We start from the raw sequence: 14,618 nt of genomic DNA, 5'->3' as shown, positions 1-14,618 counted from the left end.
TCGGCGTCAGGCCGTGCGGATGAGCTTCTTGTTGACGAACTCGTCCGCCGCCAGCAGGCCCAGCTCCCGCGAGGTCCCGCTGCGCTTCACTCCGCCGAACGGGAGCTCCGGGGAGTCGGCGAGCACGAGGTTGACGTAGACCATGCCCGCCTCGAGTCGGTCGGCGACGCGCTCCGCCTGATCGGCATCCGTCGTGAACACGTAGGAACCGAGACCGAAACTCGTGTCGTTGGCGAGGGCGACCGCCTCGTCTTCGCCCGAGACGCGGTAGACCGTGCCGACCGGGCCGAAGAACTCCTCGCCGTACGCGTCCATGTCGCTCGTGACGCCGGTGAGGACCGTGCCCGGGTAGAAGGCGCCGTCGCGCGTGCCGCCGACCTCGATCTTCGCGCCCTGGGCGACCGCGCGCTGCACCTGCTCATCGAGGCGCTCAGCAGCGGCGAGCGACGACAGCGGGCCGAGAACCGTGTCCTCGGCGAACGGGTCGCCGACCTTCGCCTCGCCGAGGGCGGCGGTGAACTTCTCGAGGAACGCGTCGTAGAGGTCGTCGACGACGATGAAGCGCTTGGCGCCGTTGCAGGACTGGCCCACGTTGTCGAGACGCGCATCCACGGCGGCCTGGACCGCGGCATCCAGATCGTCGGTGGACAGGAGGATGAAGGGGTCGGAGCCGCCGAGCTCGAGCGCGACCTTCTTGAGGTGGCGGCCGGCGATCTCGGCGACCGCGGACCCGGCCCGCTCGGAACCGGTGACCGACACGCCCTGGACACGGCGGTCGGCGATGATGGTCGCCGCCTGGTCGTTGGTCACACGGACGTTGACGTACGCCCCCTCGGGGAGCCCCGCGTCGCGGTAGATCAGCTGGAGGGCCTCGGCCGACTCGGGGCACTGGGGCGCGTGCTTGAGGAGGATGGTGTTGCCCACCGCGAGGTTCGGAGCGGCGAAGCGGGCCACTTGGTAGTACGGGAAGTTCCACGGCATGATGCCGAGGAGCACGCCCAGGCCCGAGCGCCGGATCACCGCGGTGCCCTCGCCGAGGATGTCGATCGGGGTGTCGCCGGTGATCCTGTCGATGTTGTCGGCGTAGTACTCCGTGATGTCGGCGGCGAAGTCGACCTCACCGAGCGCGGCTTCGAGGGGCTTGCCCATCTCGCGCACGATGATCGCGGCGAGGTCGTCGCGACGCTCCCGGTGCAGCTCGGCGACGCGGCGCAGTCCCTCGGCGCGCTCGGCGGGCGCGGTCCGCGACCAGACGCGGAACCCGTCGTGGGCCGACGCGATGGCGGCTTCCACTCCGGCGTCGGACAGGGTGTCGTACTCGGCGAGGGTCTCGCCCGTGGCCGGGTTGACGACGGCGTAATCGCTCATGGGTGTCGGTCCGTTTCTGTCGTGGTGGGTGGTCGGTCAGGGACGTGCGGTGGCGCGGCGATCGCGGCGAGCGCTGGCGGGAGCGTCGATCGAGAGGGTCTCGCCCCGGAAGAAGGCCGGGCGGCGCACACGTTGCCAGACCATGATCGCCACTCCCAGCAGGATGATGGTCATTCCGAGGATGAAGACGAGTCCCACGCCGCCGATCTCGGAACCGCTGCCGTACTCGGGGTTCATGCTGTCGATCAGCGTGGTGACGAAGATGACGGCGAGGATCACCCCGCCCACGAGCGGGAACAGCAGCGTGAAGAAGACGTTGCGCACCGAGTCGAACCACTGCTTGCGGAAGTACCAGACGCACGCGAACGCGGTCAGCCCGTAGTAGAAGCAGATCATGATGCCGAGCGTGAGGATCGTGTCGCTGAGCACGTTGACGCTGACCACCCGCATGACGGCGTAGAACCCGGCGGCGACGATCGCCGAGACGATCGTGGCGTACCCCGGCGTGAAGAAGCGGGGGCTGACCTTGGCGAACCGCTCGGGCAGGGCGCCGTAGTGCCCCATCGCGAGGAGCGTGCGGGCCGGGCCGACGAAGGTGGACTGCAGCGACGACGCCGAGCTGGTCAGCACCGCGAGCGACACGAACGCCGCGAAGGGCCCGAGGATCGGGCCGGCCAGGGCGAAGAAGGCGTTGTCCTGGATGGACGGGTTGCCGAGTCCGAATTCCCCGTCGCCGATCCCGGCGAACATGATCATCGACACCGCGAGCAGCAGGTAGAGCGAGACGATCGTGAGAACCGTGATGGTCGCCGCGCGGCCGGGTGTCTTCTCGGGGTCCTTCGTCTCCTCGTTCATGGTGAGCGTCACGTCCCACCCCCAGAAGATGAAGATCGACAACGACACCCCTGCCGCGAAGGCGCTGAACGACGACACCGCGAACGGGTTGAACCACTCCCACGAGAAGGGCGTCGCGTCGAAGGCGTTGCCCTGCACCGCGTGGGTGATCGCCACCACCGCGAAGACGACGAGCACGAGGACCTGGAAGGTCACGAGGACGTACTGCAGCTTCTGCGTGGTCTGCATGTCGCGGTACGACACCACGGTGGCTCCGAGCACGAACAGCAGGCACACGACGATGTTGATGCCGAGGTTCGAGGCCAGATCGGCGATGCCGGGCTGGCCGGTGAGCTGCGAGATCAACAGGAACAGGAAGTCGACGGCGATGCCGGCGAGGTTCGACAGCACGATGATCGTGGCGGCGATGAGGCCCCATCCCGCCATCCAGCCGATCCACGGTCCGAAGGCCCGCGAGGCCCAGGTGAAGGACGTGCCGGAGTCCGGCATCCGGTTGTTCAGCTCGCGATAGCCGAAGGCGACGAGCAGCATCGGGATGAAGCCGACGAGGATGATCGCCGGCACCTGGACGCCCACCGCACCCACGGTCGGACCGATCGCGGCGGTGAACGTGTACGCGGGCGCGATGCACGAGATGCCGATGACGACGGCGCCGATGAGGCCGATCGTGCCGGCGCTCAGGCCCTTCTTCGACAGACCGCCGGCCTCACTGCCGGTGGCGGGTGCGGGTGCGGTCATGGCCGCGGTCCTTCCTGGACGGGAACGTCGGCACGACTTCGTGGCACGACGACGAGAGGAACGGGGAGTTCGTGCAGCATCTTCGCCGCGGTCGAGCCGAGGAAGAGGCGTCGCGGCTGGGCGAGCCGGCTGGAGCCGACGATCGCGAGCTCGGCGGGATCCCACGCGAGATCGCGCACCGCCTCTTCGATGCTGTCTCCGTCGGCGACGACGACCTCGGCGGCGACGTCGGCGGGAAGCTCGGCGCGAGCCTGTGCCAGCACTTCCTCGGAGTGCGCGGCACCCGCGATGCGGATCGCGCCCGTCTCGAGCCCCGCGGGCAGATCGACGGTCACGAGCGATAGAAGTCGAAGAGGAACGGATGCCGCTGCCGCGAGCTGCACACTCTCGTCGCGCAGTACGTCGGCTCCGGGTCGGCTGCCGATCGCGGCGGTGACCCGGCTGATGCCGAGCGCCGGGTCGATGAGGCGAGACCCCTCGGGAGCGAGGACGACGGGGACGTCGGAGGAGTGCAGCAGTTCCGACGCGACGGTCCCGAGACGGTGGCGGCCGCGGAGTCCCCCGTTCGCAGCGCCGACCACGATGTAGCCGGCACCGATCTCGTCGGCGAAGGCCACGAGACCCTCGGCGAACGAGTCGGCGTGACGGATGCGGGTGCGGTGGGGCACGGCATCCGGAATCCGACGCGCCGCGTCGTTCAACCAGCTCTCGGCCTGCTCGCGGATGTGGCGGGTGTAGGCCGCGTCCGGCGGGGTGATGACGCTGCGGGCGTCGCCGGGCAGGACCAGCGCGACCTCGAGCGGTGCCTCGATCGCGCGGGCGAGGCGGATGCCGAGGGCGAGGGCGTCGGCCCCGGTATCGGTCGCGGTGTACCCGACGACGACCGCGGCGCTCATCCGCGGGCTCGGTCGAGGATCTCGTCGGCGGCGCGGTGTCCCTGGCGGATCGCGCCGTCGACGTGCTGGTAACCGGCTCCGGCCATGTCGCTGCAGGCGAGGTGGATCGGGCCGACGGGCTCGCGCAGGTCGGCGCCGTAGCGGTGAAGGCCGCCCATGTCGAAGCTCGCGGCGTACGCACCGCGGGTCCACTCCTCGGTGCCCCAGTCGCTCTCGTAGTAGACGATCGGGTTCTTGGCCTCGGGCCCGTAGTAGTGCGACAGCGACTCGAGGATCTTCTCCTTGCGCTCCTCGGCGCTCAGACGGAAGAGGTCGTCGGCGTTCTGGTCGGAGACGAAGCCCACGAGGGTGCCGCGCTCGTCACCGTGATTGGTGTTGTCGTACGCCTCGTGCGACAGCTCGTAGGGGCTGAAGGCGGTGCCCGACAGGCCCTTGTCGCGCCAGAACGGCGTCTCGTAGACCGCGTGCACCTTGATGACGAAGCCCATCGAGATGTGCTGGTGCATCTGGTGCTGAAGACGCGGGAGCGGGGGCTCGAACGAGATGCGCGAGTACAGGACGGGAGCCAGCGCCAGGACGGCGAAGCGCGCGCGGACGGTGATCCCGTCGGCGATCGCCGTGACGCCGGCGGATGAGGACTTCGCCGCTTCGACGCGCGCGGTCAGGGCGCGAAGGTCGTCGACGCGCCGACCGGTCGCCGTGTCCGCGGCGCGCTCCGGCGTCGTGGTCTCGGCGCCCCAGATGAGCCGGCGCACCGGCTGGTTCAGGAAGACGTCGTCGCCCAGGCGCTCGGCGAGCAGCTCGGGAACCTGCTGCAGGCCGCCCGTGACGCGCTTGTCGAGGATGAAGTCGGCGTCGACGAGGTGCGAGTACGAGCCCGCGGACGAAGCCATCAACAGCGACTGAAGGAGCGAGAAGGTGTGCGTGGGCTTGGTCAGCATCGCCGATCCCGTCGCGAACGCGAGGTTGCGCACCGCTTCGTCGTCGTCGGTCTGCTCGCGGAGCCACGCGTCCCACGAGATCTTGTCCCACTCGGCGGCTTTCGGGTGCGCCCACGGACGGTCCGGGTCGATCTCGGCGACCATGGCATCCAGGCGCGCGGTGATCTCGTCGATGACGCGCTCGGTCTCGGGAGCGACGGGGAACATCTCGCCCGTGAAGCGCTTGGCCACGCCGTCCGGACCCACGTAGACGCTGTCGCCCTCGCGGTAGCGGCTGTAGGTCTCGAGCCCGAGGTCGGCGACCGTGTCGATGAGCGCCGTCTGATCGGGCGAGACCCACTGGCCGCCCAGCTCGAGCATCGCGCCGTCGATCACGTCGGTCCACAGGCGCCCGCCCACGCGGTCACGCGCTTCGAGGACAGCGACCGAGAGGCCGGCCTTGCGCAGGTCGTTCGCGGCGGTGAGGCCGGCGGCACCGGCTCCGATGACGACCACGTCACGGGTGATCTCGTCCATGAGCTCTTCTCTCTTCTCGTTCACGTCTGTGTGTTGCACCGGCGGAGGCCGGGGGGCCCGCCGGCCCCGGCGGCGGCGGAGTCGGGTCGACGCCGCCGCCGGGACGTTCGTCAGTTGCGGGCGAGGGCAGCCTCGACGATGTCGAGACCCTCGTTCAGCAGCTCGTCGCCGATCGACAGCGGCGGGAGGAACCGGATGACGTTCCCGTAGGTCCCGCACGTGAGCACGATGACGCCCTCGGCGATCGCGGCCTTGGCCACGGCCGCGGTGAGCGCAGCGTCGGGCGCGCCGGTCGCCGGGTCGACGAACTCGGCCGCGATCATCGCGCCGTGTCCACGGACGTCCCCGACGCGCGGGTCCTTCGCCTGCAGGTCGTGCAGGCGGGCCTTCAGGAGCGTGCCGATCTCTCGGGCGCGCTCGACGAGCCCCTCGTTCTCGAAGGCGTCGATGGATGCCAGAGCCGCGGCGCACGCGATCGGGTTGCCGCCGTAGGTTCCTCCGAGTCCGCCCGTGTGGGTGGCGTCCATGATCTCGGCGCGGCCGGTGACGGCGGCGAGGGGAAGGCCGCCCGCGATGCCCTTGGCTGTCGTCACGAGGTCGGGGACGATGCCGAACAGCTCGGAGGCGAACATCGCGCCCGTGCGGGCGAAGCCGGACTGGACCTCGTCGGCGATGAAGACGACGCCGTTGTCGCGGCACCAGTCGACGATCGCGTTGAGGAAGCCGTCGGCCGGGACGATGAAGCCGCCCTCGCCCTGGATGGGCTCGATGATGACGGCGGCGAGGTTCTCGGCGCCGACCTGCTTCTCGATGAGGCTGATGGCCTTGGCGGCGGCCTCGGGGCCGGAGAGGCCGTCGCGGAAGGGGTACGACAGGGGCGCGCGGTAGACCTCGGCGGCGAAGGGGCCGAAGCCGCTCTTGTACGGCATGTTCTTGGCGGTCAGCGCCATCGTCAGGTTGGTGCGGCCGTGGTACGCGTGGTCGAAGGCGACGACCGCCTGACGACCGGTGTGCTTGCGCGCGATCTTCACGGCGTTCTCGACGGCCTCGGCACCCGAGTTGAACAGCGCGCTCTTCTTGGCGTGGTCACCGGGGGTGAGACGGTTGAGCGCCTCGGCGACCGCGACGTACGAGTCGTAGGGCGAGACCATGAAGCACGTGTGGGTGAAGGCGGCGACCTGGTCCCGGACGGCCTTCACGACGGCGGGGTGCGCGTTGCCGACGCTCGTGACAGCGATGCCCGAGCCGAGGTCGATCAGGGAGTTGCCGTCGGCGTCGACGACGACTCCCCCACCCGCGGCGACGGCGTGGATGGGCACGGTGTGCCCGACCCCGGATGCCACGGCGGCGGCCTTGCGGTCGAGCAGCTCCTGCGAGCGGGGGCCGGGGATGGCGGTGACGAGGCGGCGCTCCTGGGCGAGCGAGGGACCGCCGACGGTGGGGAGGGTGTCGAGGCTCATGGCGGCGATGCTACGGACGGCGCGCAACGCGGTGCACTCTCCCCCCTGTACAGTCACTCGCACTGCCATATACGTCTCGTACAGGAGCATCGATGCCCGACTCCGCCGTCTCGCCGCCGAGCCTGCGCGCCCTCCTCGCGCGCGGCGATCTGCACCTGCGTCTCGCCGTGGACGAGGCCGAGCTCCCCGCCGGGAGCGTCGATCGCCCGGTGCGGTGGGTGCACTCGAGCGACCTCGCCGATCCGACGCCGTTCCTCAGCGAGGGTCTCGTCCTCCTGACGACCGGGACGCAGTTCGCCTCCGACGACGATTACGCCGCCTACGTGGGGCGTCTGCGGGCGCGGGGCGTGCGCGCCCTCGGCTTCGGAACGGAGGTCGTGCGTGACGGCATCCCGTCCGGCCTGACCGACGCGTGTCTGGCGGCGGGGATGCCCCTGTTCGAGGTGCCGTACCGCACGCCCTTCATCGCGGTGGCCCGTGCCGGCGCTGAGGCGATCGCGGCCGACGCGTACGCCCGCCGCAGCTGGTCGCTCGCCGCCCAGCGCGCGGTCTCTCTCGCCGCCCTTCGCCCCGACGGACTCTCGGCCACCCTCGCCGAGCTCTCGCGGCAGCTCGACTGCTGGGTCGGGCTCTTCGATGCGGCCGGAGCCCTGCGCACCGCGCACCCGGCGGGCTCGCTCGCCGACGCGGCCGTCGACGGCGTCGCGGCCGAGGTCGAGACGATGCTCCGCCGCGGAACCCGCGCGGCCTCGACGCTGCGAGTCGACGATGTCTCGGTCAGCGTCCAGACGCTGGGGCGCGGGGGGAACCTGCGCGGGGCTCTCGCCATCGCCGCGGACGACCTCGACCACGAAGCGCGAAGCGTCGTCACGGCTGTCGTCGCGATGGCGGCCCTCGCGCTCGAGCAGCAGGACGGTTTGGGCCGGGCGATCGGCACCTTCCGCGCCGGGCTCGTCCAGGCGCTCGGGAGCGACGACCCCGGGCTCGCGCGGCGCGCCGCCCGAGACCTCTTCGGGCCGCTGCCCACCGCCCCCGTCGTGGTCGGGCTCACCCCGGCGGCGCTGTCGCGCTCGACCGCGATGACGGAGTGGCTCGAGATGCGCGCGCACGAGCGACGCGGCGAACTCTTCTTCGGCCGCGGCGACGACGGGCTCGTCATCGTGGTCCCCACGGGGGCGACGGGCATCCTCGCCGAGATCGCCGACCGTTTCGAGACCGTCGTCGGATCCTCCGCCCCGACGGGGTACGACGGGTTCTCGCGCGCCGTGACCCAGGCCCGCACCGCGCGCGACCGGACCGCGACGCCCGGTGTCGCCGACTTCACCGACACCGCGCGCGCGGGTCTGCTCGCGGCCCTCGGCTCGGAGGCCGCCCGCACCGTCGCGGCCGGGGCCCTCGCTCCGCTCCAGCAGTACGACGCCGAGCAGGGGTCGGCGCTGCTCGAGACGCTCGACGCCTGGCTCGCGCACGACTGCTCGCACGAGGCGACGGCCCAGGCGCTCGGCATCCATCGCCACACCGTGCGGGCGCGGATCGCTCAGGCCGAACGGGTGCTGGGTCGTGACCTGTCGTCGTTCTCGGCCCGCGCCGAGCTGTGGGCCGCGCTGCGGTTGGCGGAGTAGGGCGGGGCCGTCGGGCACCGGACCAACGGGCGGGGGCTGGGGCCGAGCCGTCAGGCGGAGTTCGGTCCAGGGCGTCAGGTCGGGGGGCGGGCCGTCAGGCGGAGTTCGGGCGGGGGCTGGGGCCGGGCCGTCAGGCGGAACTCACACCCGACACACCGAGATCCCGGCATCCCGAACCGGCATGTCGCCCACGACCTCCGCACGACGGCACAGGATGCCACGGACCGACGCGGCCGCCGCGGTCGCCCGCTCGGCCCGAGCCGTCAGGCGGAACCCACACCCGACACGCCGAGATCTCGGCATCCCGAAGCGGCGTGTCGACCACGACCTCCGCACGACGGCACAGGATGCCGAGGACCGACGGGCCCGAGCCGTCAGGCGGAACCCACACCCACACGCCGGGATCCCGGCTTCCCGAACCGGCGTGTCGGCCACGACCTCCGCACGACGGCACAGGATGCCACGGGCCTACGGGCCGGGGAACGTCAGCCCGCGTCGCCGAGGTTGTCGGAGAGGATCTCGAGCACGCGGGACCGCGAGAGGTCGGCCTCGCCGGCGCGGACGGCGGCCACCGCGTCGACGAACGCCTCGGCGAACACCGCGTGCGCGATGCGGGAGGTGTGTTCGAGCTCGTCGCGGAACGTGCCACCCGACGCGAGCACGAGGGAGAGGTCGGCGCGCTCGGTCAGCGGCGAGGCCGAGAACGACGTCAGGGCGATCACCCGCGCCCCCGCGGCACGCGCGGCGGACGCCGCGCGCAGGCTCGCCTCGTTCGCCCCCGAGCCGCTGATCACGACGCACACGTCCTCGGGAGCGAGGTGCCGGGCCGCGATCTGCTGCCCGATCGGGTCGCCCACGGTCTCGGCCGGGCGGCCCACGGCGGTCAGACGCATCGCGAGGTCGGTCGCGACCGGTGCCGAGAGGCCGCTGGCCACCACCAGCAGCCGCCGGGCGGCGACGACCGCGGCGACGGCGTCCGAGACCCCCTCGGCATCCAGCAGACTCGTGACCGCCCGCAGGTCGTCGGCGATGCGATCGATCGCGGAACGGATGCCGCCGAGCGCGCCATCCTGTGCGACCGGGGCGACCGCCCGGCGACCCCGTTCGGCGGCGAGCGCCACGCGCAGTTGCGGATACCCGCGGTATCCGAAGGTCTGGCACGCGCGGACGACCGAGGAGCGCCCCACGCCCACGCGGTCGGCGATCTGCTGCGCGGTGAGCTCGATGACGGCATCCGGATCGTCGACGATGAGGTCGGCGACGCGGCGCTCGCTCGGCTGCAGGGAGTTGCGCACCGCGGCGATGCGCGCGGTGACGGGCACCTCAGCGGACACGGGGACCTTCCATGATGCGGCGACGGATGCGACCCGACACGGCGTCGATCGCGACGGTGACGACGACCACGACGATCAGGAGCATCCCCACCGTCGACCACTCACGGTACTGGGTGTACGAGGTGAGCATGTCGCCGATGCCGCCCACCCCGATCAGGCCCAGGACGGCCGACGCGCGCACGTTGATCTCGAAGCGGTACAGCCAGAACGAGAAGAACGTCGGCGCCACCTGCGGCCAGACTCCCCAGCGCAGCACCTGCGCGGTCGATCCGCCGGCGGCCCGCGCCGCCTCGATGGGGCCGGGGGCGACGTTCTCGACCGCCTCGTAGCCCCACTTTCCGAGCGTTCCCACTCCCCCGACCGCGAGGGCGAGTGCGCCGGTGAGAGGGGTGAGGCCGGTGACCGAGAGGATGATGATGGCGAAGACGAGTTCGGGCACGGCACGCACGAGCGAGAAGACGAAGCGCAGGGCGACCCGCACGGGCGCGGGTCCGAAACCGCGCGCCGCGATGAGCGAGAGCGGGGTGGCGATCAGGATGCCGAGCACCGTGCCGATCCACGCCATCTCGACGCTGCGCCACGTCTGCCAGAGCGCCTCGGGCAGCTTCGCCCAGTTGGGCGAGAGGAACATCAACCCGAGGTAGCGGACGATCTCGGCGGGGAGCTCGCCGAGCCGCGACCACGTGATGTCGGCCGACCAGAAGGCCGCGATCACGATGACGCTGACCGCGACCCACGACAGGGTGCGAAGCGGCCGACGCCGGCGCGCGGGCACGGCGAGCGCCGCGGGGCGGGCGGGGGCGAGGACGGTCATACGAGCCTCCGGCGGATCGCGTCGCTGACGGTGTCGAGCACCACGACGATCACGAGAATCTCGAGGATGACGAGAGACAGCTGGTCGTAGCGGTAGAAGGTGCGCACCGCGTCGATGAGGAGGCCGATGCCGCCCGCGCCGACGAGTCCGAGCACCGTGGACGCGCGGACGTTGAGCTCGAAGACGTACAGCGTCTGCGAGACGAACGTGGGCCAGGTGTCGGGCAGCGCGATCGTGCGGTTGATCTGCGTCTGCGAGCCGCCCGCGGCGCGCCCGGCCTCGAGCGGGCCGGCGTCGGTGGCGTCGATCGACTCGGACACGAGCTTCACGACGATGCCGACGTTGAACAGCACGAGCGCCAGGATGCCCGGCAGCGCCCCGACCCCGACCATCGCGACGAGCACCGCCGCGTAGACGAGCTCGGGCACCGCGCGGATCACGTTCAGGATGCCGCGCACGAGAGCCCGCGTCGGGGTGAACGGATTGGTGGGCCGCGCGGCCCAGAAGCTCACCGGCAGCGAGATCGCCGCCCCGACGGCCGTGCCGATGACGGCCATCTGCAGCGTCTCGAGGATCGGGCCGACCGTGCGGGGGAAGAACGTCCAGTCGGGGGTGAGCAGTTCGACGATGCGGAGTGCGCCCTGCTGCCAGTTGCGCGCGATCGCGGCGAGGTCGAGACCGACACCGACCCCCGGCAGGCACATGACCGCCGTGACCGCGACGATCACGAGCGCGGCGGTCCACGGCATCCATCGTCCTCTCGGACGCGGAGGAACGGTGAGGGAGGTCATCGCTCGAGCCGATCGGCCGCGGTCACCGAGCGACCGTAGATCTCGGCGAAGTCGGCATCGGTGGCGGATGCCGCGGGCCCGTCATACACGATCTCTCCGGCGCGCATGCCGATCATGCGCGTGCCGTACTCGCGGGCGAGATCGAGCAGGTGCAGGTTCACGAGCACCGTGATGCCCAGGTCGTCGTTGATGCGGCGCAGGTCGTTCATCACGCCGCGCGCGGTGGGCGGGTCGAGGCTCGCGACGGGTTCGTCGGCGAGGACGATGCGCGGCTGCTGCGTGAGCGCGCGGGCGATCGCGACGCGCTGCTGCTGGCCGCCGGAAAGCGCCGAGGCGCGGTCCCAGACCTTGGGCAGCATCCCGACTCGGTCGAGCGCCTCGAACGCGAGCTCGCGATCCTCGGGCCGGTACGCGCCGAGGAGCGTGCGCCACAGCGGGGTGTGCGCCAGGCGGCCGACGAGCACGTTGTTGAGCACGCTCGTGCGCCCCGCGAGGTTGAAGCTCTGGAACACCATGCCGATGTGCCCGCGCGTCTCGCGCAGTCGCCGCCCCGAGGCGCCGTCGATGCGGCGTCCACCGACCTCGACCGAGCCCGAGGTCGCCGGCACGAGGCCGTTGATCGTGCGGATGAGCGTCGACTTGCCCGAGCCCGAGAGCCCCACGACGGCGACCAGGTCGCCCGGGGCGATGTCGACGCTCACGTCGCGCAGCCCCATCGTGCCGTTGGGGTAGCGCACCGAGACACCGTCGAGACGGATGCCCCAGGGCGCCGAGGTCTGAACCTCGACGCCCCGGGTCGCAGAACCGGTGGTCACTGGAGTCCGAGCTCCTGCGCGGCGCGGGCGACGACGTCGAGCGACGAGGGGTCGGCCGGGGCGAGCTTGGTGATCGAGTACACGGCCTTGAGCGCGGCGGAGCCCTCGTCAGTCGCGGAGTACTCCTCGAGAGCCGTGGAGATCTTCTTCTGCAGGTCGGGCGAGAGGTCCTTCGACACGGCGACGCCATCGTTGGGGATCTCATTGGTCAGGCCGAAGACGACGACCTTCTGGCCCACGTCGGGCTTGTCCTTCTGCACGAGCGTGCGCGCGTCCCAGAAGCTGAAGCCGACCTCGGCGTCGCCGTTGTACACCGCGAGCACCGAGGCGTCGTTGGCGGTGACGGGCACCTTCTGGAAGCCGCTGTCGATGTCGACGCCGGCCTCCTTCAGCGCGAGCATCGGGTAGATGTACCCGGCGGGCGAGCCGGGACCGAGCACGGCGACCTTGGCTCCCGCGATCTTGGTGATCGAGTCGAGCCCGGCCGGGCCCTTCAGCGCGTCGGCGCCGTTGCAGAAGCTCATGCCGTCGCGCTCGACGACGGGCGTCGAGCAGTACTTGTCGGGGTTGTTCGTCATGAACTGGCCGGGGTAGGTGATGTTGCCGTTGCGCTCGGTCTGGAGGACGACCGACGCGCCGTAGCGGTCGTTGGCCTGCCAGAGCTGCAGCGACGGCAGGAAGCCGATCTGGGCCTGGCCCGCACCCATGGCCTCGACGGCGGCCTGGTAGTCCTTCGACACCACACCGGTGACCGGGATGCCGAGCTTCTCGGTGAGCATGTCGGTGAGGGGCTTCGCGGTGTCGACGAGGTTCGCCTGATCCTGGGAGGGGACGAGGGCGAGCACGAGCGAGCTCGGGTCGGCGGCAGGCTCGGACGCGGCACCGGCGGCGCCGGAGCACCCGGCGAGCGAGACGGAGGCGAGGGCTGCCGCGGCGAGGGCCGTGGCGAGACGGAGACGACGAGTGTTCATGATTCCTTCTGCGGGTCGGGTGGAGATCAGGCGGAGAACGGAAGACGGGCGGCCTGCACCCACTGGGCGAGCGCCGGCAGGAGCTCGTCGAGGGTGTCGGCGCGGTAGGTGGGGTGGGCGGCGGGGTCGGGGTAGCCGCCGACGAGGGCGGTCGCGTGGCCGCGGGCGTGCGCGGGTACGAGGTCGTTGCGCCAGACATCGCCGATCGTGAGCACGGGGGTGCCCGCCTCGAGGCTGTCGAGCAAGGCCTCGAGCCCCGCGGGCTTGGCCGCGTCGGTGACGATGCGGTCGAACAGTCCCGCCAGGCCGAGCGAGGCGAGGGCCTCGTCGAGCCGGGTCGCCGGCGCGTTCGTGACGAGGAGGCGCTCGGCATCCGTGGTCCGGAGGAACTCCGCGAGGCCGGCGGCGACCGCGACGGGCGCGTCAGGGGTGCCGAGCTGGGCGCGACTGGCGGTGTAGGCGGCGGCGAGCGCGTCGTCGCCGATCCCCTCGGCCTCGGCGACGCGGCGGACGACGTCGTAACCGTCGATCGCGTCGCCCGAGGGCTCCGCGAGGCGAGCGGCCACGGCGGAGACGAGGGCGTCGGCGGATGCCGCGTGCGCGGCGACCGCGCGGGCATAGGCCAAGAGGGGGCCGTCGCCGAGGGCGACGGTACCGTCGAAGTCGAAGATGAGGACGGGGCGAGGCAAGGAAGCTCCTGTCGTGGACGTTGCGTCCATGATGCGCTCCAAATGTGGACGGAATGTCCACGTCAGATGAACGCCGTGTAAACGATGCGCGGGAGCGTCGTAGCGTGGAGCGGTGCAGACCCTCGACGCCGCCGCGCACCTCGCCGTCTCCGACCCCGCGTCCGCGATCGACTCGCTCCCCTGGCTCGCCGCCGCCCTCGCCGACGACCGCACCGCCGGGCGCTTCGACGCGTGGGGACGTTCGACGGTGATCGATGAGAACATCGGGGCGGCCGTGCTCCCCCGCGGGGTGTTCGACGAACTGCACGAGCGGGCGGGCCTCGCGGCGGAGTGGCCGATCGGCAACGCCGGGGTGCTGCACGTCTACGGCTATCTGCTCTCGACGACGCCCACCCCGTACGGCTTGAAGCGCGAGCGGTGGCTGTCGGGCGAACTGGAGCGCGCGTGCGGGCTCGAGACCGGGGCGCTGCTGCCCTGGGCGCCGCCGGAGACGCTGCTGTCACGCGCGACCGCGGCGGCCTCGACCCTGCTGGCCCGCGCCGACGCCGTGACCGAGGAGTTCGGGGGCCGCACGGCACGGATCGCGCTCGGCGTCCCGCTGCCCGACGGCTCCGTGGCTCTGGCGTACGCCGTCGACGGGCGGATCGTCACGATGTTCCCGGTGGCCGATCCCGGCGGCGTGCGGGCGGGCCTGGGCGCCCCGCGGCTGAGGTGGAACGCGGCCTGACCGGCCCTCGGGGACCGTCAGGCGGAGTTCGCCGCCGACACGCCGGGCCACGGCATCCCCAACCGGCGTGTCACCCACGGA

At 71.6% G+C, this 14,618-nt stretch carries 13 protein-coding genes; 2 read left to right on the top strand and 11 right to left on the bottom strand.

Annotated elements, in window-relative coordinates:
* Nucleotides 1–6: 6 nt before the first annotated feature.
* From ACMW4R_RS16500 to gabT, 5 genes are all read right to left on the bottom strand, one after another.
* Entirely contained in the window at nucleotides 7–1,368 is a 1,362-nt protein-coding gene (locus ACMW4R_RS16500; protein ID WP_418300453.1) for an NAD-dependent succinate-semialdehyde dehydrogenase, read from the bottom strand.
* Between the two features lie 36 nt (nucleotides 1,369–1,404).
* Nucleotides 1,405–2,961 carry an APC family permease gene (locus tag ACMW4R_RS16495; protein WP_058597566.1) on the bottom strand — a complete coding sequence of 519 codons (1,557 nt, stop codon included), beginning with the start codon at nucleotides 2,959–2,961 and terminating at the stop codon, nucleotides 1,405–1,407.
* On the bottom strand, nucleotides 2,958–3,857 hold the full coding sequence (locus ACMW4R_RS16490) for a universal stress protein (protein ID WP_058597567.1): 900 nt from the start codon (nucleotides 3,855–3,857) through the stop codon (nucleotides 2,958–2,960). The genes ACMW4R_RS16495 and ACMW4R_RS16490 overlap by 4 nt, the downstream gene beginning before the upstream one ends.
* Entirely contained in the window at nucleotides 3,854–5,314 is a 1,461-nt protein-coding gene (locus ACMW4R_RS16485; protein ID WP_058626548.1) for a flavin monoamine oxidase family protein, read from the bottom strand. Before ACMW4R_RS16485 ends, ACMW4R_RS16490 begins: the two co-directional genes overlap by 4 nt.
* 110 nt (nucleotides 5,315–5,424) lie before the next feature.
* Complete coding sequence (gene gabT, locus ACMW4R_RS16480; RefSeq protein WP_418300452.1) at nucleotides 5,425–6,774, bottom strand: 4-aminobutyrate--2-oxoglutarate transaminase; 1,350 nt, start codon at nucleotides 6,772–6,774, stop codon at nucleotides 5,425–5,427.
* 92 nt (nucleotides 6,775–6,866) lie between these two features.
* Here gabT and ACMW4R_RS16475 point away from each other — a divergent pair, with 92 nt between their 5' ends.
* Complete coding sequence (locus ACMW4R_RS16475; protein ID WP_418300451.1) at nucleotides 6,867–8,396, top strand: PucR family transcriptional regulator; 1,530 nt, start codon at nucleotides 6,867–6,869, stop codon at nucleotides 8,394–8,396.
* Between the two features lie 485 nt (nucleotides 8,397–8,881).
* Here the strand turns inward: ACMW4R_RS16475 and ACMW4R_RS16470 are convergent, their stop codons facing one another.
* The 6 genes from ACMW4R_RS16470 to ACMW4R_RS16445 are packed head-to-tail and all read right to left on the bottom strand — an operon-like array spanning nucleotide 8,882 to nucleotide 13,810.
* A complete protein-coding gene (locus ACMW4R_RS16470; protein ID WP_058626995.1) occupies nucleotides 8,882–9,730 on the bottom strand; it encodes a MurR/RpiR family transcriptional regulator in 849 nt (282 codons plus the stop codon).
* Nucleotides 9,720–10,544, bottom strand: coding sequence for a phosphonate ABC transporter, permease protein PhnE (gene phnE / locus ACMW4R_RS16465; protein WP_418300450.1), 825 nt, complete (start codon nucleotides 10,542–10,544; stop codon nucleotides 9,720–9,722). The genes ACMW4R_RS16470 and phnE (ACMW4R_RS16465) overlap by 11 nt, the downstream gene beginning before the upstream one ends.
* Nucleotides 10,541–11,335 carry a phosphonate ABC transporter, permease protein PhnE gene (gene phnE, locus ACMW4R_RS16460; protein ID WP_058630102.1) on the bottom strand — a complete coding sequence of 265 codons (795 nt, stop codon included), beginning with the start codon at nucleotides 11,333–11,335 and terminating at the stop codon, nucleotides 10,541–10,543. The genes phnE (ACMW4R_RS16465) and phnE (ACMW4R_RS16460) overlap by 4 nt, the downstream gene beginning before the upstream one ends.
* Nucleotides 11,332–12,150: a phosphonate ABC transporter ATP-binding protein gene (phnC, locus tag ACMW4R_RS16455; RefSeq protein WP_418300449.1), complete on the bottom strand. Its 819-nt coding sequence runs from the start codon at nucleotides 12,148–12,150 to the stop codon at nucleotides 11,332–11,334. The genes phnE (ACMW4R_RS16460) and phnC overlap by 4 nt, the downstream gene beginning before the upstream one ends.
* Entirely contained in the window at nucleotides 12,147–13,121 is a 975-nt protein-coding gene (locus tag ACMW4R_RS16450) for a phosphate/phosphite/phosphonate ABC transporter substrate-binding protein (protein WP_418300448.1), read from the bottom strand. The genes phnC and ACMW4R_RS16450 overlap by 4 nt, the downstream gene beginning before the upstream one ends.
* A 26-nt stretch (nucleotides 13,122–13,147) precedes the next feature.
* Complete coding sequence (locus tag ACMW4R_RS16445) at nucleotides 13,148–13,810, bottom strand: HAD family hydrolase (RefSeq protein WP_418300447.1); 663 nt, start codon at nucleotides 13,808–13,810, stop codon at nucleotides 13,148–13,150.
* A 112-nt stretch (nucleotides 13,811–13,922) separates the two neighbouring features.
* Here ACMW4R_RS16445 and ACMW4R_RS16440 point away from each other — a divergent pair, with 112 nt between their 5' ends.
* Nucleotides 13,923–14,537 (top strand): amino acid deaminase, encoded by a 615-nt coding sequence (locus tag ACMW4R_RS16440; RefSeq protein ID WP_418300446.1) that lies wholly within the window; start codon nucleotides 13,923–13,925, stop codon nucleotides 14,535–14,537.
* Nucleotides 14,538–14,618 lie beyond the last annotated feature (81 nt).

It is taken from the genome of Microbacterium sp. S1037 (assembly GCF_048381605.1).
GTDB classification, from domain to species: Bacteria; Actinomycetota; Actinomycetes; order Actinomycetales; family Microbacteriaceae; genus Microbacterium; species Microbacterium testaceum_B.
The sequence above is the reverse complement of the archived record's forward strand: the minus strand, read 5'-3'. Positions and strand labels throughout refer to the sequence as shown.

Excerpts from the sequence above, each read along its gene's own strand:
- ACMW4R_RS16500 (WP_418300453.1), bottom strand. The coding sequence starts at position 1,368 with ATGAGCGATTACGCCGTCGTCAACCCGGCCACGGGCGAGACCCTCGCC.
- ACMW4R_RS16495 (WP_058597566.1), bottom strand. The coding sequence starts at position 2,961 with ATGACCGCACCCGCACCCGCCACCGGCAGTGAGGCCGGCGGTCTGTCG.
- ACMW4R_RS16490 (WP_058597567.1), bottom strand. The coding sequence starts at position 3,857 with ATGAGCGCCGCGGTCGTCGTCGGGTACACCGCGACCGATACCGGGGCC.
- ACMW4R_RS16485 (WP_058626548.1), bottom strand. The coding sequence starts at position 5,314 with ATGGACGAGATCACCCGTGACGTGGTCGTCATCGGAGCCGGTGCCGCC.
- gabT (WP_418300452.1), bottom strand. The coding sequence starts at position 6,774 with ATGAGCCTCGACACCCTCCCCACCGTCGGCGGTCCCTCGCTCGCCCAG.
- ACMW4R_RS16475 (WP_418300451.1), top strand. The coding sequence starts at position 6,867 with ATGCCCGACTCCGCCGTCTCGCCGCCGAGCCTGCGCGCCCTCCTCGCG.
- phnE (WP_418300450.1), bottom strand. The coding sequence starts at position 10,544 with ATGACCGTCCTCGCCCCCGCCCGCCCCGCGGCGCTCGCCGTGCCCGCG.
- phnE (WP_058630102.1), bottom strand. The coding sequence starts at position 11,335 with ATGACCTCCCTCACCGTTCCTCCGCGTCCGAGAGGACGATGGATGCCG.
- ACMW4R_RS16450 (WP_418300448.1), bottom strand. The coding sequence starts at position 13,121 with ATGAACACTCGTCGTCTCCGTCTCGCCACGGCCCTCGCCGCGGCAGCC.